The sequence below is a fragment of the Agrobacterium sp. SORGH_AS_0745 genome (assembly GCF_030818995.1).
Lineage (GTDB): Bacteria > Pseudomonadota > Alphaproteobacteria > Rhizobiales > Rhizobiaceae > Agrobacterium > Agrobacterium tumefaciens.
The window spans coordinates 1933929-1952638 of sequence record NZ_JAUTBI010000001.1; the positions used below are offsets into that span (position 1 = coordinate 1933929).

At 55.8% G+C, this 18710-nt stretch carries 13 protein-coding genes; 2 read left to right on the forward strand and 11 right to left on the reverse strand.

Translation table 11 applies throughout. The annotated features are described in order from the left end of the window. Window positions 1–285 precede the first annotated feature (285 nt). From QE432_RS08785 to QE432_RS08815, 7 genes are all read right to left on the reverse strand, one after another. Window positions 286–582, reverse strand: coding sequence for a hypothetical protein (locus QE432_RS08785; protein ID WP_013761300.1), 297 nt, complete (start codon window positions 580–582; stop codon window positions 286–288). Window positions 583–862: 280 nt separating this feature from the next. Beyond that, complete coding sequence (locus tag QE432_RS08790) at window positions 863–2122, reverse strand: polysaccharide biosynthesis/export family protein (protein WP_306623804.1); 1260 nt, start codon at window positions 2120–2122, stop codon at window positions 863–865. A 3-nt stretch (window positions 2123–2125) separates the two neighbouring features. Next, window positions 2126–4288, reverse strand: coding sequence for a GumC family protein (locus tag QE432_RS08795; RefSeq protein WP_306623806.1), 2163 nt, complete (start codon window positions 4286–4288; stop codon window positions 2126–2128). A 56-nt stretch (window positions 4289–4344) separates the two neighbouring features. Further along, window positions 4345–5055: a response regulator transcription factor gene (locus tag QE432_RS08800; RefSeq protein ID WP_013761297.1), complete on the reverse strand. Its 711-nt coding sequence runs from the start codon at window positions 5053–5055 to the stop codon at window positions 4345–4347. 89 nt (window positions 5056–5144) lie between these two features. Beyond that, window positions 5145–5798, reverse strand: coding sequence for a PIG-L deacetylase family protein (locus QE432_RS08805; protein ID WP_306623808.1), 654 nt, complete (start codon window positions 5796–5798; stop codon window positions 5145–5147). Continuing rightward, entirely contained in the window at window positions 5795–6607 is an 813-nt protein-coding gene (locus QE432_RS08810; protein WP_019566371.1) for a glucose-1-phosphate cytidylyltransferase, read from the reverse strand. Before QE432_RS08810 ends, QE432_RS08805 begins: the two co-directional genes overlap by 4 nt. Continuing rightward, window positions 6604–7896: a class I SAM-dependent methyltransferase gene (locus tag QE432_RS08815; RefSeq protein ID WP_025596042.1), complete on the reverse strand. Its 1293-nt coding sequence runs from the start codon at window positions 7894–7896 to the stop codon at window positions 6604–6606. The genes QE432_RS08810 and QE432_RS08815 overlap by 4 nt, the downstream gene beginning before the upstream one ends. A 307-nt stretch (window positions 7897–8203) precedes the next feature. Here QE432_RS08815 and rfbC point away from each other — a divergent pair, with 307 nt between their 5' ends. Further along, window positions 8204–8731, forward strand: coding sequence for a dTDP-4-dehydrorhamnose 3,5-epimerase (gene rfbC / locus QE432_RS08820; protein WP_025596043.1), 528 nt, complete (start codon window positions 8204–8206; stop codon window positions 8729–8731). Between the two features lie 4 nt (window positions 8732–8735). On the opposite strand, the gene QE432_RS08825 is transcribed toward rfbC, so the two are convergent. The 4 genes from QE432_RS08825 to QE432_RS08840 all read right to left on the reverse strand — a co-directional run bounded on the left by QE432_RS08825 (window position 8736) and on the right by QE432_RS08840 (window position 13629). Continuing rightward, window positions 8736–10079 (reverse strand): DUF4910 domain-containing protein, encoded by a 1344-nt coding sequence (locus QE432_RS08825; RefSeq protein ID WP_306623810.1) that lies wholly within the window; start codon window positions 10077–10079, stop codon window positions 8736–8738. Between the two features lie 13 nt (window positions 10080–10092). Next, entirely contained in the window at window positions 10093–11163 is a 1071-nt protein-coding gene (locus QE432_RS08830; RefSeq protein ID WP_306623812.1) for an NAD-dependent epimerase/dehydratase family protein, read from the reverse strand. Window positions 11164–11280: 117 nt separating this feature from the next. Then, window positions 11281–12684, reverse strand: a complete 1404-nt coding sequence (locus QE432_RS08835; protein ID WP_025596046.1) for a glutamate-1-semialdehyde 2,1-aminomutase — start codon at window positions 12682–12684, stop codon at window positions 11281–11283. A 216-nt stretch (window positions 12685–12900) separates the two neighbouring features. Continuing rightward, the gene (locus QE432_RS08840) at window positions 12901–13629 is read right to left on the reverse strand and encodes a LuxR C-terminal-related transcriptional regulator (protein WP_025596047.1); all 729 of its coding nucleotides are present in this window, start codon (window positions 13627–13629) and stop codon (window positions 12901–12903) included. A 685-nt stretch (window positions 13630–14314) separates the two neighbouring features. On the opposite strand from QE432_RS08840, the gene QE432_RS08845 reads away from it, so the two are divergent. After that, window positions 14315–18595, forward strand: coding sequence for a CheR family methyltransferase (locus QE432_RS08845; protein WP_306623814.1), 4281 nt, complete (start codon window positions 14315–14317; stop codon window positions 18593–18595). The last annotated feature ends 115 nt before the right edge of the window (window positions 18596–18710 follow it).

Consider the following 18710-nt stretch of genomic DNA (forward strand, 5'->3'; position numbering starts at 1 on the left):
CTCTTGCCCATTTCAATTCGAACCCGTTGACGTGGCAATTTTTTGCCGGCGCTCTCACCGTTTGTGCAGAACGAAAATTGGCTCGCCCGGTTGAACGAGCGAGCCCTCCCAGTTGCCAGGTAACCCCAGTTACCGGGGTCCCGCCAAAGTATCAGGGGGCGGCGGGCAACCTTTAGAAAACGCTTTTATCGCTTCGGTTCAATCTGACTATAAGCGGTAGGGCTACCGGATTTTCACGCTTTGGCTAACGGCAAAACGATTAAAGCCTTAGAGTTTTTGAAAAAGTCAGTTGGCTGGCCTGTTGTCCGCCGCCAATTTCAGCCAGGCCCGGACGTCGGTCGCCGTGATCCAGATCTGGCCGTCGAATGCAAACATCCCTTTCTCGATTTTGGATGCCGCTATCGTTGCAAAAACCTCGACGAATTGCGCCAGTCGTTGCGCATCGCATTGCGGTGGCGACTGAATGTCGTTCAGGGCTTCTTGCGTCACATGGATGGGCTGCAGTCCTTTTTCGCCGTTCATGATGATGACGGCACTCTGCCTGACCATATGATAACCCACCGGAACGATTGCCGATTCCATCTCCGTCTCCCCGGCACATGTGCCGATTGTTTCTGTTCTCTGGAGGACGTGGGGGCCTGCCGATTGGAACGTGGCAGGCTCTTTTGATTGTCTCCCCTGAAGATCGTTGGAGGAGACTATCCGGGATAGCAGATTGCGGCCTCGTGCCATAGCTCTCCAAAAGCGGTAGCTGCTGTGGGAGGCGGCTCAAGGAAGGGCAGCTCGCCTCCAGACCACGTCGCTGGACGTGTTTAACGCATTTTCCGGGCGTGAAACCGCTATGCACTTTACTGGAAATGCTTCAGTTGACGCTTCCCGTGACGACCGCTGCCGAAACCGGATCTTTGCCGGATACCGACAGGCGAACGCGGACGACGTCGCCCGCGCGGACCTGCGTATGCTCGTCGGCAGCCATTTCGCGGTACGTGCCGGCCACCTGACGCACGATGGCGAACTTGGTTTCGATCATGTCCTCAAGGCTGGAAACCCGCCGCGCCGTCGAGCCGATCTCGGCCATGGACTGAAGGCTGAAGGCCAGTTTTTTCTTCAGGCGCATGATGTCCAGCGAGGTTTCCCGCAACTCGGTCGCCGCGTCATTATGTCTTTTGCTCTTCAGCTCCAGAATACGCCGCTCCACTTCGCTCTTGTTTTGTTTGGCGCGCGCCAGAAACGATGTCGATTCGAGCACCTGCTGGTTCATGGACAGCAACTCGCGCTTGCGTTCTCTAAGGGCGGATTCAGACGCGGCACCGCGCGTGACAAGTTCCTTCGAGGCGTTGACGTCCATGTCGAGCAAGTCGAGTTGCTGGCTGCGCATGACGTTGCTTTTCTCAAGCGTATCGATTTCCTGAATGAAGTTCTGTCGCTGGACTTCGAGATTGGTCTTTTCGTCCTGCTGCGCCGACAGGCGAAGGCGAAACAGACCTGTTTCAGAGGCGACGATCTTCTCCAGCGCGCCGCGATCGCGGACAAGCCCGATGTCGTCGCCCTTATATTCGAATTCGGTGTCGTTCAGTTCCGCTTCCAGCCGCACACGCCGAATGTCCTGCGACAAGAGCTGCATCGTCATGTCTTCGTACTCCTGCTGGGCGGCGATCAGCTGCATGCCCGAGGTATCCCTCTGTGTATTGGGCTCCCGCAATCCCCCGCCAAGTGCGAAGAGTTCAAGCACGATCATGCCGGGACGAAATTCATATTTCCCCGGCTTCTGGACGTCGCCGACAACGAAGATCGGCGCATATTCCTTGATCGCGACGGCGACCGAGCGGTTTGCCACATGGGTTGCGAGATCACGGCTGATCCGCGCGCCGATTTCGTTCACCGTCTGATCGACCACGTTGACGTTGCCAAGCAGCGGATAACCGATCGTGCCATCTGCACTGACGGGGAAAAGACCGGTCAGGCCCGCATCGCCATAGACGGAGATCGTTAGGACGTCGCCGGTGACGACCTTGTAGTTGGTGCCATCGGCAACAGCTGGTAGCGGGCAAACCGCCAGAGACAGCAAGGTCGCACCTGCGATCGTCAGGGAAAGACCTCTGGACCTTTTAACGAAGCGCATTTTTCACCTCTCAGTATGGACGACAGCCGGCGGGCGCAGATTGGTCACCCGCTTCCGCAGCTTGAAAATTGTGTTCCAGTCGCGGAAAATCCTCGGCCAGACCGGCGGCTGACGCTTTCTCGGGCGTCGTATGCCGTTGAGGATGATGCCCGTGATCGGCCGGCCCGCGACCCTGAGCTTGAGGACGGCGTTTTTCATGCCCGTGCCATCGGCGACCTCCTGCCGAACGACGAAGGAGACGGCGTCCGAAAGAGTGGCGATCCGCAGCAAGTCGAGGTCATAGGCAACGGATGGCGCGTCGATCAATACCAGTTCGTATCGCTGTCTCGCCTCGGCAAACAGTGCGGCGAAGCGCTTGCTTCCAAGCACAAGATTGGGCGGCAGGTCGCTTTTCTCGGCGATGATGATATCGACGCCCGAGGCTTGGTCGCACTGGATGATGTCATCCAGCGATACCTCACGGTTGACGGCCTGGGCAACATGCGAGGCCGATCCCACATCGAATTCCGACCCGAGAGCCGGATTTCGCAGATTGGCATCGATCAGCAGCAGCTTCACGCCGCTCATCGCAAGCGATCTGGCAAGGTTGGCAATCACGAAGGTCTTGCCTTCGCCATCGGCCGAAGAGGTGAAGGCGATCACCTTGGCCTTGCTCTCCGCCAATTGTATGTGGGTCTGAAGGTCGGCAAACGCGCTGTAGAAATCCGCCGCGCCGCTGCTAAATTTGCCCGGCTTGTTCTGGAACTCCCCGAAGGAAATGCGCGGGATGCGCCCGATGACGTTAAGTCCGGTTTTCTGCTGAAGGGACGCGATGGAGCCAACGGACCGGTCGGTGAAATTCAGGACAAAAGCCGCCGCCAAACCGGTGCTGCACCCGAGCAGAAGCGCAATCAGGCCCCACAGACCCTCGTCGGGACTGGTCGGTTTGCGCGACGGCATGGCGCTCGATATGATCCGCGCCTCCGCAGTCGCGATGCCGTCCTGTTCGATAGTCTGCTTGTAGCGGGCCAGATATGTCTCGTAGATCGAGCGGTTTGCTGCCGCTTCCCGGTCAAGTTGCCCGGATTGAACCATTGCCATATCGGTCGTGGAAATCGCCCGTTGCACATCGTTGAGGCTTGCTTCCACCTCTTGTCGCTGTTTTTCGTTGACCTCGATCTCGTTGCGCAAGGCAGCGATGATCTGCGAGATTTCTGCATCGATCTGCTTGTTGAGTGAACTGAGCTGGGAGGATAGTTGCGGCCGTTCCGGGCTCATGACGGCGCCGCTTTCATCGATCTGCGCGATGGCGCGGATGACCCTTGCCTGCTCGGCCCTCAGAAGCTGGATCGTCGGCGAGGACAGAACTTCGTTGATCCCGAGCCCATCGCCGCTTTTCTGAAGTGCGAGCGCTGTCGCCAGCCGCGCCCTTGATCCCGCCAGCTTGGCCTGGAGCGTTGTCAGCTCGACATTCAGGCTTGAAAGACGCTGCGATTGCAGGGGAAGACCGCCCGTGTCGATCAATCCGGATTTTTCGCGAAATTGCGACGCCTGGCGTTCGGACTCCTCGAGTTCCGTCCGCAGGCTGACGAGCCGTTCCCCGAGCCAGGCGCTGACGCGCCGGGTTGCCGTCGTCTGGAGGTCGATCTGGTAGTCGATATAGGCTGCTCCGAAAGCATTGGCGACTTTCGCGGCCAGTGCCGGATCGGCGGCATAATAGGAGATGTAAATCGTATACGACCGGCCATCGTTCATCACGCGAACATTGGTCATGAGGGTGTCGATCATTTTCGATGTCTCGGCGTCGTTGCCGAGAACGGTCGCGTCGGTATTCGCGCGGTCAACCTTTGTTTGCCGCCCTTCGAGCATCCGATCTTTCTGCAGGATGACGAGAACCCGTTCGGCCATGGACCTAGAGCCGATGATATCGAGTTCCGTTCGAAGCACCGGGCTTTCCTGCGGCAGCGGCGAGACCACGGATTCGGTCGGGAGCGCCTGAAGCTTGCGGACATCGAGTGCAAGGGTTGCCTCTGCCTTGTACTTTATCGGACTTCGCGCATAGCCGATTGCCGCGATTATGAAACTGGCGAGAAAGCAGATGAAGACGGCTCTGCGCCGCTCCCGCAGAATGGCTATGAAGCGGGAAATACCTTCCTGCTCACCCGGAGATGAGGACGACTGGATCATGACGGTTCCTGCTAGGTAAGCGGCGCGTTCGGTAGAGGTCGGTGAATGGTGCGTGCTCAGCGCCCGTAAGCCATGTCACCGATCTTGCAGGCAACTTCCGTGCGGTTTGTTGCTCCAAGCTTCTTCATGATATTGCGGATATGCACCTTGATGGTGCTTTCACAAAGGTTCAGCTCCAGAGCGATATCCTTGTTCGCCTTTCCGCACCGCAAGGCCTCCGCAATAGCCGATTGACGGCTTGTAAATTTTGTCGGAGGAACGGATGCGTGTGCAGTCATGCCGAACAGGCTTTTCATGTTCATGACGCTGCTGGCCGGTATGAAACGGCCGCCCGCGATTGCAAGACTGATCGCCTGGACGCAGACGTCGATGCTGACGGAACTCGATATGTACCCGCGCACGCCAAGAGCGATCGTATCCAGAATGGCATTGATATCCTGATCGTCAGAGAGCACCACGACGGCGGCCGGAGACACGGCAGCCACAATCTCTGCGAGATCGCGGTTTGTCTCTGCGGACGGACCGGGCCAGGCACTGACCAGAACTGCCGCAGGCATGCCGATTTCCGCGCGTGCCTGTCGCCATTCGCCAAGATCGGAGAAGGTCAGAATGCGCCTGTCGGCATATTGATAGTTGAGACTGTGGGCAAGGCATTCCCGCTCCAGCATGCGGCGGTCTATGATGCCGATATAGCCGGCCGCACTTGATGCGGCCTGCGGGTGCGATGCGCCTTCCGACGGGTTTTCGGAGATGTGATTGTGGATCATGACGAAGATGCCCCCTGTATTGTTTTTGGTTTCTTGTGAACTTCTGCAAACGTCTAGATTTAATATCGCCAACTAGCTTTGGGTCTGCTTCAGGCGAACGTCAGCTTCCTGACGGTAAAGGCTTCCGCAAAACGTGTCGGCGCCCGGCATTCCATGCCCCGCAGCCGCGCCAGGCCGCGAAAGGTATCGGCGTCGAACCAGTCCTTGGATCTCTGTGTGCCAAAGTGCTGCAAGAGAAGCTCGACCTTCATGTTCATCGCGTCTTCGCTCAACGGCACGTAGGCGTTTCGCCTGCTGAAATCGCCGTCCCATTTCGGGATTTCGTATTCCATGATCAGGTGATTTCTGAAGATGTTAGATGTGAGCCTGTTGATTTCGCGGTGATCCTGATGCGCGTCCTCGCGGCTATGCGTGAATATGACGTCGGGACTGACTTTGTCGCGCAATGTCAGCAGCCATGACTTGATCTCGCGGCTCTGCGAGGGAAAGTAGCTGTCCTGAAACGATGCCAGTTCAATCGAGTAGGATGCTGCTTTTGCAAGAAAAGCTTCGGCGGAACTGCGTGCCTCCAAGGCGCGCTCGTTACCGGCACTGAGGACGCACCAATAGACATCGAGCAACACGCCCTTTGAAAGCAGGCTGAGTACCGTGCCTCCGACGCCGATCTCAATGTCGTCGGAGTGAGCTCCGAGACAAAGGATCGACAGACGATCACCGGCGGAAGCGAGGGACATGTTTTTCATGGCAGCAGCTTCGTGTTTGACGACTTGCGTGCCATCGACGCATCGTCTCCAATCCATGGCATGTCACCACGCTCTACCATTGCCTCCAACGTCTGCCAGTCGCGCAGCGTATCCATTGACCGCCAGAAACCCTCATGTTTGTAGGCCATCAATTTATCTTCAGAAATCAACCTCGAGAACGGTTCCAACACGAGTTCCTCGCCCTCGCGCATGTAGTCGAAAATTTCTGGTCGCATCAGGAAGTAGCCGCCGTTTATCCACATGTCGGATGTTTCCGACGACCGAAATTCACGGACCCTTCCGCTCTCGTCGATTTCCGCCAGGTGGTAAGTGAGGGGCGGTCTGACAGCCAGAAAACAGGCGAGCTTGTCGCTCTTTTCGAATTGGGCAATCATGTCGTCGAGATCGACGTCGGTCAGGCCGTCGCTATAATTGGCAAGGAACATCTTCTCGCCCTTGAGATGATGACGTACGGCCCAGAGGCGCTCGCCTATATTGCGCCATATCCCCGTATCGATCAGGGATACGCGCCAGTCCCTAGGTAGCTCCTCGAGCAATTCCACGCGTCCGGGGCTCGATATGACGCAGTCGGCATAGCTTTCCGGCCGGCTGTTCAGAAAGAATTCTTTTATGACGTGCGCCTTGTAGCCGAGGCAGAGGATGAAGTCCTCATGCCCAAAACGGGCGTAATATTGCATGACGTGCCGCATGATCGGTTGAGACCCGAGCGGGATCAGCGGTTTCGGGACGCTTTCGGAATATTCCCTGATGCGAGTACCCCTGCCGCCACAGAACAAGACGACCTTCATTGTACCAACTCCTTCGGATCAATGATGGAAATGTCGGGAATTGGAACGACGAATTTCCCGCCCCAGTTTCTGATGTCGTTCATTTGTGCAACGATCTCATTCTTCAGGTTCCAGGGGAGAATGAGAACGTAATCCGGCTTCATGCGCTGGATTTCGCTCACGGGCCGGATCGGAATATGCATTCCCGGCGTGAGGCGACCATGTTTGTAAGGATTGCGATCGACTGCAAAATCGATGAAATCGGTGCCGATACCGCAATAATTTAGCAGCGTGTTGCCCTTTCCCGGTGCGCCATAGGCGCAGATCGATTTGCGCATCTCCTTAAGGCGGATGAGGAAAGACAGGAGGTTTCGCTTGGTTTGGCGCACGGCTTCGGAGAAGGCCGTATAGGTCTCTATTCTGTCGAGACCGGCATTCAGCTCCCGTTCCAGGAGGCTATCCACGCGGGATTCACGCGGGAACTTGCTGTCTTCGTGCGAGAAAAAGACCCGCAGCGAACCGCCATGTGTGGGAATCTCTTCGACATCGAAAACCTTTAGCCCATGACGGTGGGCCATTTTTTCTATGGTCAGCAATGAGAAGTAGGAAAAGTGCTCGTGATAGATGGTGTCGAACTGGTTTTCTGCGATTAGCTTTTCGATATGCGGGAACTCAAGGGTGATGACGCCGTCAGGCTTGAGCAGCACTTTCATACCGGCGACGAAATCGTTGATATCAGGCACCTGGGCAAGGACATTGTTGCCGATGATGAGATCGGCTTTTTGGCCTCTGGCCGCCATATCGGTTGCTAGAGCCTCATTGAAAAATTCAGTCAGTGTCGGAATACCTTTGCCGATCGCCACCTTTGCGACGTTGACCGCCGGTTCAATTCCGAGCATCGGGATGTTGCTGGTCAGGAAATGTTGCAGCAGGTAACCGTCGTTGCTGGCAAGTTCGACAACGAAACTGGATTCGCCAAGCGCGAAGCGCTCGATGACCATGTCGCAGTACCGCTTTGCGTGAGCGACCCAACTGTCCGAGAACGAGGAGAAATACGCGTACTCCGTGAAAATATTCTCGGGCGCTACATATTCCTGAAGCTGGACGAGGAAGCATTCGTCGCAAACGAATGCGTGGAGTGGATAAAACGGCTCGACGTCGTTGGCTGCGTCAGCTGCGACGAAGCTTTCGCAGGGTGGAGACATTCCAAGATCGACGAAGGTATGCACCAATGGCGAGCTGCAAAGACGGCAAAGCCCGACGTGATGCGTCGAGCTCAGTCTTGCAGAAAAAACTGCCTCATTATTCATCTGACGCCCCCTGATTTTATCGCATTGTCTTCGAGTGAATTTCAGAAAATTCTTTTATTAACTGGAAAAAATACTATGGATCGGGGTGGGTGACGATACTGCATTCGGCTCGAAAACGTCATCCATAAGCCGTAGGGTTAGATTGGAATCCGCTAAAATTCGCTTCCGGCGGCTGGTTTCCGCAACCGAAAGGGTGACTTATTTGCCAGCCCGCCTTCAAGGTATGGTGCTGCCTATGGGTGTATTCCGGAGCCGCTGAAATGGCGGAGAATTCTTCTTGAATACGGGATTGCATCAGGAGCGCCGAATGCTGTTTGAGAAGACGAAAATCGAGGGGCTCTGGGTCGTCAATACGGTGCCTGTGCGGGACAGTCGCGGCTCTTTTGCCAGGACGTTCTGCAAACGCGAATTTGAGAGCAACGCGCTGGTATCGGACTTCAGTCAGCACAGCCTTTCTCTATCGAAGCTGAAACACACGGTACGAGGGCTGCATTTCCAGCGACCGCCGCATCAGGAGACAAAGCTGGTTTCCTGCGTCAAAGGATCGATCTGGGATGTCGCCGTCGATCTGCGCCGCGGCTCGCCCACCTATCTGCAATGGGTTGGCACGGTGTTGTCGGCCCACAATGGCGCGCAGTTCTACATTCCCGAGGGTTTTGCACACGGCTTCCAGTCGCTCAGCGACGACGTTGCTGTGTCCTATTTGATTTCGGTGCCCTATGCCGAGGCAAGTGCGGCAGGGATCCGGTATGACGAGCCCGCGATAGGTGTAGAATGGCCTGCGCCGCCCTCGGTCATATCGGAAAAGGACCTCGGTTGGCCCGCTTTGCAATGAAGGTCTAGCGCGTCAGGAAACCGAGGTTCGAGACAAGGCCCGCCTCGAGCAGCCTGCCAGCAGCGCTCGCAATCTCGACAAACGGCATATTTGACCTTTCGGCGATATCCAGTAGCGAGTTGGTTCCATCGGCGAGGTTGAGTATCCATAGATAGGCCATGGTGCGGTCGTCATTCGTCTTATGGCCGCCTATCGCAGGAAAAAGCCCATATTTTCCGAGCTGTGGCTCACCCTTGGGCCGAAGGTTTAACGGCGTCCAGTTGTCTTCGAGAGCATCGATCATGTGCATGATCATCCAAAAGGATGAGTCGAGATGTTCGGACCGGATGAAGTCGAGATTGTCGGCCGAGGTGTGATATTCGGGAAAGGTTCCGAAAGCGCTTCTTTGCAGCAGTCCGACCGGCAGGTTGAAGCCCGGCGAACAGAATTGGCGCTCGTCATAGCCGTAGGGAATGAAGTCGGCGATTGCCAGATGTTTACGATCTTCTCCGCAGCGGGTGCAGGCGGCGATCCGGTCGATCAGTGCATCTCCTCTGCGGCTGCGCTTGTAGTTCGGCCCGCCCCCGTCACCAATGCACGAAACCACAAGACCATGCGCAATGTTCGATATCCCATCTTCGTTCTGCGCAAGCCATGACAGGGAGCCGATCGTTCCGGGTGCGAAGACGAACCTGTAGCTGTAATATGTGGACCTGCTTTTCAGGCCTGCAGCAAGACACGTCAGCAATGCCAGGCCGGAACAATTGTCGTTTGCGAGCGACGGGTGACAGATATGCGCGAAGAGAAGCACCTCTTCGGTGCTTTGTCCGATATGCAAATATTCGCCGTAATACAGATTGCCTGAGGTTTTTTCGGTGTCGATGACGACCTCATAATCGCCTTCATCGAGCTTGAGGAATTCGCGATGCGCCATGCAGAAGCCCCAGGCATCGGTGTAATAGGCGGTTTTGTACGGAATGAGATCGGGCTGAGCCGGCAAGGTGTAGATATGCGATTGCAGTTCGGCCAGCGGCATCACGCGGCGTTGAGGGATGCTGTAGTTCATCAGATGCAGGTTGCAGATCTGGAAGTCGATCACCTTGCGTCCCGCCGCGTTTTTGACATAGGCGTCGCGAACGACCCATTCCTGCGGCACCGTCCAGTCGAAAACCCGTGTTCCGCTCGGCACGGCGCGTTCCTCGATATCGATGTAGTCCTTGAGGATAGCGATGGTGTCGCGCACGCCTTTGCCGGTGATGCTGCGACAGATCGGAAACAGGCGGGTCGCCAGATCATGGATCGTCTGGCCGATATCATCCTCTCGCCACGCCACGCCGGTCAGCCTGGCACCAAGCTCCATCTTGCCCATCCGCGCCTCCCGTTCAAACCGATGCGGCAATATCGGCGCCGTGGCGCGGCGCAACGACGGGGCGGCGCAGGTTGATGTCGATATCCTTGTCGCCGATCAGCTTCTGGAGCTGGCCGATCCGCTGATAGTACGGTCCCTCGAATTCAGCCATAGTCAGGCCGGCGCTCTTATAGGCGTGGTAAAGTTGCTCGGCACCTGCGGCGGCCGTCCATGTCGGCTTGAAGGCCGGAAGCGCACGGGCGATCTTGCCGAAATCGACGCGGTAGGAGCGGGTATCGGGGCTGGCGTCGCTGGCATATTGCAGCCGGCATCCGGGCACCGTCAGGGCGACGATTTCGGCGATCTCCCGGATCTGGTAGTTGTGTGCATCCTGTCCGACGTTGAACGCCTGATTGTGCACGACATCGGTCGGCGCTTCGAGCGCGGCCAGAAAGGCGCGCGAAATATCCTCGATGTGAACGATTGGACGCCATGGCGATCCGTCGGATTTCAGCAGGATCAGTCCCTCCGTCACCGCCCAGGCGGTCAGGTTGTTGAGGACGATATCGAAACGCAGCATGGGCGAAAGGCCATAGGCCGTCGCCGGGCGCATATAGACCGGTGTGAAGCCGGGGCTCGCGAGGCTTGCAATGTCACGTTCCGCCAATACCTTTGATGTGCCATAGGCCGATACCGGTTTCAGCTCTGCTGTCTCGTTGACCAGTCCATCGCCAGCTGCGCCATAATTGCTGCACGAGGAGGCGAAGAGGAAACGCTTGACCCCGGCCTGCTTTGCGGCTCGCGCTGCCCGAACGCTGCCGCGGTAATTGATCTCATAGGTAATTTCCGGATTGAGATTGCTCAGCGGATCGTTGGACAGCGCTGCAAGATGAATGACAGCGTCGAAACCTTCCATATCCGAAGGCTGGATATCGCGGATGTCCTTGCATGCGCCGGGTACCTGCGGCAAAGGTCCGCCTGGAACATAAGCGCAGCGATGGTAGAATTCAGTGTCATAGCCGTGTACTTCGTGACCCGCCTTGCGCAGGATGGGTACCATGACGGAGCCGATATATCCGCGATGCCCGGTGACCAGAACGTGCATGAAATTCCCCCTCAAAATCTATTTTCGATTGCAACGAGCGTATCTTTTCAGGCGAGATCGATGCACCGCGCAAAGCGGCTGTATCGATAATGCGAACGGTCTAGTTGCCCCGGCCGGTTAAGGCTTTCGGATGCTTTCCGATAATTCGGGCATGTCGGCCATGACCAACCCATGGCTGGCGTGATGCTGCGCGTTGCCGTTGAAACGCCGGAAGACAACCTCGGATGGGCGTCCCGTCAGGAATTTGTCGACTCCGTATTCCAGCGCTTTACGGTAGACGACGAGCGCTCCATCGATGGCGTCAAGCGTTTTGGCTATATCCTCGTCCTCATGCGTGTAGCTTACAACGAGAGACGGTGCGAGAAGGCCGCGACGGATGGTTTCCTGCAGAAACAGCGAGCGAAAAGCCTGAGACGGCTTTCCGGTCTGGTCCAGCGTGAAGTAGCTGAGGCAGGCGGAGTGGCCCTGAATGCCGAAGTAGGAATCCAGTCCGTGCGCAATTGCGATCTGGCTGATGGCGGCGCGCAGCGAATTTCCCTGTCGGACCAGATTTGGGACCACGGGTTCCTGCGTGTAAACTTTCATGGTCGCGATGGCCGCCGCCATCGCATGCGTTTCCGCGCCATGCGTCGTCGAAAGCAGGAAGACACGCGGGGCATCGGTTTGATCGATACCGCCTCGTTCCATGAATTCACGCTTGCCGGCCAGTGCGGAAATCGAAAAGCCGTTGCCCAGCGCCTTGCCGAAACAGGACAGGTCGGGGACGATATCGTATGTCTTCTGCGCACCGCCCGCATCCCAGCGGAAGCCGGTGATCATTTCGTCGAGAATGAAAAGCGCGCCGTTTTCGTGGCAAAGATCCTGCAGTTTGTGAAGAAACTGGTCCCGAGGCGGATCACCGCGCGACGGCTCCAGAATAAAGGCGGCGATACGACCTGGAAAGCGGTCAAACAGACTGCGCGCACTCGCCAGATCATTGTAGCTGAAGCCAAGGACCAGATCCTGGATCGCCTGAGGAATGCCCGCATTCATCTCCGTTGTTCCGATGAACCAGTCGTCGGTGGAGAAAAAGGGGTGGTCGCTGCAGCGCGCGATCAGGTCACGGCCGGTAACAGCCCGTGCAAGTCGTATCGCGGCGGATGTCGCATCGGAGCCGTTCTTGCAGAATTTGACCATTTCGGCCGTCTGGATCGTATCAAGGAAGGTCGAGGCGCAATCCACCTCGATCTTTGAGGGGCGCGTGAAGTTGCAGCCGCGGTAAAGTTCCGCACGCGCGGCCTCTACGACGTCAGCATACGCATGGCCAAGGCCGACAGCCCGATTGCCCATGCCGTACTCGATATATTCATTTCCATCGACATCCCAGACATGACAGCCATATCCCCTTTCAATAAAGCCGGGAGACAGGACAGGGTACTGGTCGTCACCCTTTGCATAGGTATGTGCACCGCCCGGTATGATGTTGCGGGAGCGCTGGCGCAGTCGATCCGAGTTTTCGAAATTTTCGACGAAAGTTTGCATGGCGAAATCCCGGGTCCATATGTCCAATGACCAGAGACTACCGTATCCGGCTCGGTGGCCGTTACCCCGTCTTTATGTTGGGAATGCTAGCCGAAAGGCTTAGAGGAGATGTACAGCCTTCCCGTCATAATCGCTCCGATGCGTCCGCATCATGCGGGGCCCGACACCCGCAGGCAATTATGGTTCTGCAATAGGTCCACTGCACGACACTCGATTTTAGTTTTTGAAGAGATCGGATATTTTGAAGATCACTTCCGTTCTGTTCTTGGCGTCAACTTTCTTCATGATATTGCGAATATGTACCTTTACGGTGCTTTCACGAAGATTGAGCTCATAGGCGATGATCTTGTTTGGCTTGCCTTGCGTCAAAGCGTTGATGACGTCGACCTCACGTTGGGTGAACATCGCGGTGCGCTGTCGTTCCTTGTCTTCCGCAACCACGAGCAACTGCCTGAGATCGCTCAGATTTTCAGCTGATACGAAAGCGCCGCCCGCCAATGCAAGTGAGATGGCACCCACACACACCGCCAGTCCTATCGACGAAGAGATATATCCCCGAACGCCCGCGTCAAATGCCCTCATGACTTGGCGCAGATCGCGGTTCTCAGCGAGAATGACGACCGGCAGATAAGGGAAATCGGCAATGAATTCCCGCAACTCATGAAGGGATACGTCATCGCCAAAATCGCTGCGACCGACGTTGACCAGGATGCCGCTATGCTGGCCGTTTGGAGCGTGTCTCCAGTCATCGAGTGATGAAAACAACTCAACTTCCATATCAAGGCCGTATGCGATCAGGCTCTGAGCCAGACACTCACGGTCGAGCGCGCGGTCGTCGATGATAGCCAGCTTTCTGACCGAAGTTTCCATAGGTTTCGAATGCGCAACCACATGGAAATTTGATGAGAACTGGCTATGTCCATTGTTGGGAACTGATGTCAGCATGTTATGTCCTATCCGCGCTAAAGAGTGCTTTGCGGATCTGTCTGGCTTGGCAGAGACGCAACCGAAGAGTTTCTTTCTAAGATTCGGCACAACGGACGTTTGAAGTAATTCAACCCGGAACGCCGTCATCAATCAGAACTTCGGAAGCTACTCTGTTGCGGTCTGGATTTTTCGGAATTTAAAAAATCGGCCAGAAAGCAATAGACGTGGCACTACCCGAATTTCGACTCCGGCATCCTACAATGGAGTATCGCAACTGGAAAAGGTTCGGAAATTACTCACTTTTGATTGAGATTTCGACGTGGCGTTCAATCTGGCATGATGTGGGTAGACAACCAGACACGCCAGAACGGTTGAAATATAATTCTTTCAGGGCATCATCATGTTTTGCGCGACACCACTAACTATAATGGATGAATTATAATCGCGGCCGGATTGATTTATCATCCTCCATTCGTGCGTTTGTTCGCGATGTCAGCAATCTATACGTGTTAATCGCATTTTGAAGTTGCACCTCACGACAATCGGACGCGCTGCGCCCCGCATGTGACGGGGCATGGTGACTATGTATCCCTGATCTCAAGGCCTTGATGGCTGCTTTCAAGACTTGTTGACCCACAACGCCTGACGCTTCGCAAGGGTCGATCTCTATTTGGAATGCGCGTCAATTTTAACGAGAGTGAATATGGCGGAACGCGGCGAGGATAGTAACAAGGTTCCTTCTACTTTCGAGGTAGATACCGGTTCGATGTCCGGATCACAGGAAGGACGTCCTGTTAGGATGTTCCCGATTGTCGGCGTCGGTGCTTCATCGGGTGGACTGAATGCGTTCAGAGCCCTGCTCAAAGCGTTGCCTGAAAAAACCGGCTGTGCGTTTCTTCTCGTTCAGCATCTTGACCGGTCGCATGAAAGCATGCTCGCAGAACTTCTGGCGAGCGAAACGACTATGGTCGTAACGGAGGCTGTCAACCTTGCCTTGATAGAGCCCGAGCACGTCTATGTCATTCCACCAAAATTCCTGATGTCGGTTGACGGAGGAAGGATATATCTGTCGCCCCGGCGGGAACTGCATGAGGCACCTCTGCCGTTTGATTTTCTCCTGGGTTCTATGGCCAAGGAATTCGGGCCGTGGGCGATAGCAGCTGTCCTGTCTGGCACGGGGTCAGATGGCTCATCCGGCGTCCAGCAGATCAGGGATTTCAAGGGACTTGTTCTGGTCCAGGAGCCTCAAGAGGCACAATTTGGCGGCATGCCCGAAAGTGTTATTTCGCTGGGCATTGGCGCTACGGTTTTACCGGTCGAAGAGATGCCTGCGGCCATCGCCAAACATATTGCGCTGCTGTCGCGGCTTCGAGCGGATCACTCGATGGAGCGCCGAATGCCCCAACTGGACCGGATCATCGAGATATTGAAGGTTTCCACAGCGAATGATTTTTCGGCTTATAAACATGGAACGATGCAGCGCCGGGTCGAAAAACGAATGGCGGTTCTCGGTATCGAGATTGAGAAGATAGACCGGTATCTTGAGATACTCGAAAGCAGCGAAGACGAGCGGCAAAATCTCGTCAGAGATCTCCTGATCAACGTCACCAGCTTCTTCCGCGACGGGAAGGTGTTCGACTTTCTACGCGATACCATTATTCCGGATATTCTCCACGCAAAAGCAGCGCACGGAACAGTGCGGGTCTGGGTCGCTGGATGCAGCACGGGGGAAGAAGCATATTCTCTGGCTATTCTCTTCCTTGACCTCATTCAGTCCATGGGCCTTCGTCTCCAGTTTCAGATGTTTGCCTCGGACGCCGATGGCGAGGCGGTCGCAATTGCCAGAGACGGACATTATTCACATGAGGCAACCAAATCGCTGCCGCCCGACTTGCTGGAAAAATATTTCGTAAGGGATGACAACGGATACACCGTGACGGCGCAACTGCGTGGGGCGGTGGTATTCACCGTGCAGAATGTCCTCAGCGACCCACCATTCTCACGGATCGATCTGATTTCATGCCGCAACTTGTTGATTTACCTCGAGGCGGACGCCCAAGCGAGGGTCTTGTCGCTTTTCAGGTTCGCCCTGCGGGAGAACGGTATTTTACTGGTCGGAAAATCCGAAACCGTTGGCGGAATGGATGACCGTTTCAAGCTGATTTCGGAATCCGAAAGGGTATATCGGCGTATCGGGCCGCCGGTTTTCGGTGATCTTAATTTCGGTGCGGTTGCGGGCGGAAATGTCAGAATTCCCTCTTCGCAAGGAAAGGCGAATTCAGCGTCGAGGCACAGTGCGCTTGCCGAGGCGGTTTCCCAGGTTCTGCTGGGTAGCTACGTGCCCGCCGCAATCCTCGTCAATCGGAAGTATGAGTATCTCTACTCCATCGGCCCGACAGCAAGGTTCCTGCGGATCGCTTCAGGCCCGGCATCGCATGACCTGTTCGCCATCACACCGACGGCGCTCCATAATAAGATCAGGTCTGCGATCCAGCATGCGAGCCGGGATCAAAAGCCGTTCGTAGCCAAGAATGCAAAACTCGACAGCAACGGCGCACACATCGAGTTCAACATTCATGTCGACCCGCTCTTCAGTCAGGGTGAAGAGCTGTTCCTCATATGTTTTGTGGAGGATGTTGCGCAGGCCAACGGTGTTGTTCGATCGCAGAAATCATCGACGACAGATGCGTCGCCCATTACCGAGCTTGAATTCGAACTGGAGGAGACACGGGCGGAATTGCAGGGCGCCATACGCAATCTGGAAATTGCCAGCGAAGAACAGAAGCAGATCACCGCCGAAGCACTGTCTCTGAATGAGGAGTATCAGTCGACGAATGAGGAACTCTTTACTTCGAAAGAGGAACTGCAATCCCTCAATGAAGAGCTGACAGCCCTCAACAATCAATTGCAAGAAGCACTGGAGCGTCAGCGGGCAGTTTCCAACGATCTGCAAAATGTCCTGTACAGCACCGATGTCCCGACGCTGTTTCTGGATGCCAGTCTTCGTATACGGTTTTTCACACCAGCCACCCGGTCAGTATTCAAGATTATATCGTCCGATGTCGGCCGTCCCCTCTCGGACCTTAGCGGCTTTGACGGCGACATTACGCTTCAAGTCGATGCAACGGCGACGCTGCTCCGAGGCAACACAATCGACCGAGAGATAGGAGGACCCGATGGTCGCTGGTATGTCCGCCGCGTCAAACCTTATCGCGGCGCGAGCGAGGCAATCGACGGAGTGGTCATCACCTTCATCGATGTAAGTGCCCAGAAACAGGTTGCCGAAAGCAGGGAAGCTGCCAAGAAATCCGCCGAGCGGGCGACCGAGGCCAAGTCGCAATTCCTGTCTGCGGCAAGCCACGATCTGCGTCAGCCGCTGCAAACCTTGAAGCTGTTGCACGGGCTTTTGGAAAGGAACGTGGATGAAGGGCAAGCACGCACTTTCGTCCAGAGGATGGGGGAGACGCTGTCCTCGATGCTGGGTATACTCAACTCTGTTCTTGACATCAACCAGATCGAAGCGGGGATGGTGGAACCGCAGATCGTGAGCTTTGCGATTGGCGATCTTCTGGGAAGGCTCTTCAAGGAATTTTATTATCCCGCTCGGGCGGCGGGGCTGCAACTCCGTGTCGTACCGTCCAGCCTTGCCGTTCGCACCGATCCCCGCCTGTTCGAGCAGATCGTTCGCAACCTTCTATCCAATGCACTGAAATACACGCCGAGCGGCAAAATTCTAGTCGGCTGTCGCCGGGTCGATGCAAAGGTTCGGTTCGAGGTGTGGGACACCGGTATAGGCATTCCCGAAAACCATATCGAGGAAGTCTTCCAGGAATACCATCAACTCGACGCATCTGCTGGCGCGGAAGACCGGGGTTTGGGGCTGGGATTGTCAATCGTCAAGCGGCTGAGCGAACTTCTGGGACTGAAGATAGCGGTGCGGTCGCGATTGCATGAAGGTTCCGCATTCATGATCGAGATCGATCGGGCGCCGGCAGGGGAGCCGCTTGCGCCATTGCGTGCGCCAGTCGATGACAATTCGCGTCAAGCGATCGCCCTGTCGTCCGCGTCGATTTTGATCATCGAAGACGAAAACGGAATGCGCGATCTGCTCAAGATCGGTCTGGAGCAAACTGGATACGTGGTCGCTGCGACCTCAACTGCTGCCGAAGCGATCGCGATTGTTAGAGGGCTGAAGTTCATGCCCGACGTTGTTCTCGCAGACTACAATCTTCCTACAGGCGGGAATGGCATAGCTGCGATTGAAGATATTCGACAAGCACTCCGCCAAAATGTTCCGGCACTCATTCTCACTGGCGATATTTCAAGCAAGGCCCTGAGGGATTTTGCTCAGCACGAAATTCCTTATCTGCACAAGCCGGCGAAACTCAAGGACGTCATGCAGATGGTGGAGACACTGGTCGTTCGCCAAAACGGTGAGAGAGCAGGTCACATAAGCGAACCTGAATATATGGAGCCGATGACGGGCAGGCTCATCGAAGTCATCGACGACCAGCAGGACATAAGGGACAATTTGCGCGCTCTGTTCGAAGGAGAAGGCTGGGCGGTCGCAACCTATGTTTCGGCAGAAGAGTATCTTGCAAACTACAAGCCCGACAGATCAGGTTGTCTGCTTGTCGATGCGTATCTCCCCGGCATAGTCGGCATGGAGTTGTTACGTTTGCTGAAAGAAAGACATCATCGGTTTCCGGTGATTGTGATCACGGGTCGCAGCGATGTCCGTATGGCAATCAATTCGATGCGATATGGAGCGGCCGATTTCATCGAGAAGCCTTTTTCTTACCAAGAAATATATCGGAGCGTGCAGTCGGCCCTCGAGCGATCGCGTGATGCGAACGAGCGCGAAGAGCGGCGTGAAACAGCTCGAGCCACGCTGGCGACGCTTACTCGCAAGCAACGTCAGATCCTTGATAGAATTGTTCAGGGGCAGGCCAACAAGATCATTGCAGCCGATTTGAACGCTTAGTCAGCGCACTGTCGAGAATCATCGCGCCTCAATCATGCGCCGAACGAAATCCACTTCGTTGCCGGCGCTCTTGCGGCTTGTCCTGAACGCTGAAGAATAGGCCTACCATCGGACC

Excerpts from the sequence above, each read along its gene's own strand:
- QE432_RS08835 (WP_025596046.1), bottom strand. The coding sequence starts at position 12,684 with ATGCAAACTTTCGTCGAAAATTTCGAAAACTCGGATCGACTGCGCCAG.
- QE432_RS08845 (WP_306623814.1), top strand. The coding sequence starts at position 14,315 with ATGGCGGAACGCGGCGAGGATAGTAACAAGGTTCCTTCTACTTTCGAG.
- QE432_RS08815 (WP_025596042.1), bottom strand. The coding sequence starts at position 7,896 with ATGAATAATGAGGCAGTTTTTTCTGCAAGACTGAGCTCGACGCATCAC.
- QE432_RS08830 (WP_306623812.1), bottom strand. The coding sequence starts at position 11,163 with ATGCACGTTCTGGTCACCGGGCATCGCGGATATATCGGCTCCGTCATG.
- rfbC (WP_025596043.1), top strand. The coding sequence starts at position 8,204 with ATGCTGTTTGAGAAGACGAAAATCGAGGGGCTCTGGGTCGTCAATACG.
- QE432_RS08800 (WP_013761297.1), bottom strand. The coding sequence starts at position 5,055 with ATGATCCACAATCACATCTCCGAAAACCCGTCGGAAGGCGCATCGCAC.
- QE432_RS08805 (WP_306623808.1), bottom strand. The coding sequence starts at position 5,798 with ATGAAAAACATGTCCCTCGCTTCCGCCGGTGATCGTCTGTCGATCCTT.
- QE432_RS08795 (WP_306623806.1), bottom strand. The coding sequence starts at position 4,288 with ATGATCCAGTCGTCCTCATCTCCGGGTGAGCAGGAAGGTATTTCCCGC.
- QE432_RS08785 (WP_013761300.1), bottom strand. The coding sequence starts at position 582 with ATGGAATCGGCAATCGTTCCGGTGGGTTATCATATGGTCAGGCAGAGT.
- QE432_RS08810 (WP_019566371.1), bottom strand. The coding sequence starts at position 6,607 with ATGAAGGTCGTCTTGTTCTGTGGCGGCAGGGGTACTCGCATCAGGGAA.
- QE432_RS08840 (WP_025596047.1), bottom strand. The coding sequence starts at position 13,629 with ATGCTGACATCAGTTCCCAACAATGGACATAGCCAGTTCTCATCAAAT.
- QE432_RS08825 (WP_306623810.1), bottom strand. The coding sequence starts at position 10,079 with ATGGGCAAGATGGAGCTTGGTGCCAGGCTGACCGGCGTGGCGTGGCGA.
- QE432_RS08790 (WP_306623804.1), bottom strand. The coding sequence starts at position 2,122 with ATGCGCTTCGTTAAAAGGTCCAGAGGTCTTTCCCTGACGATCGCAGGT.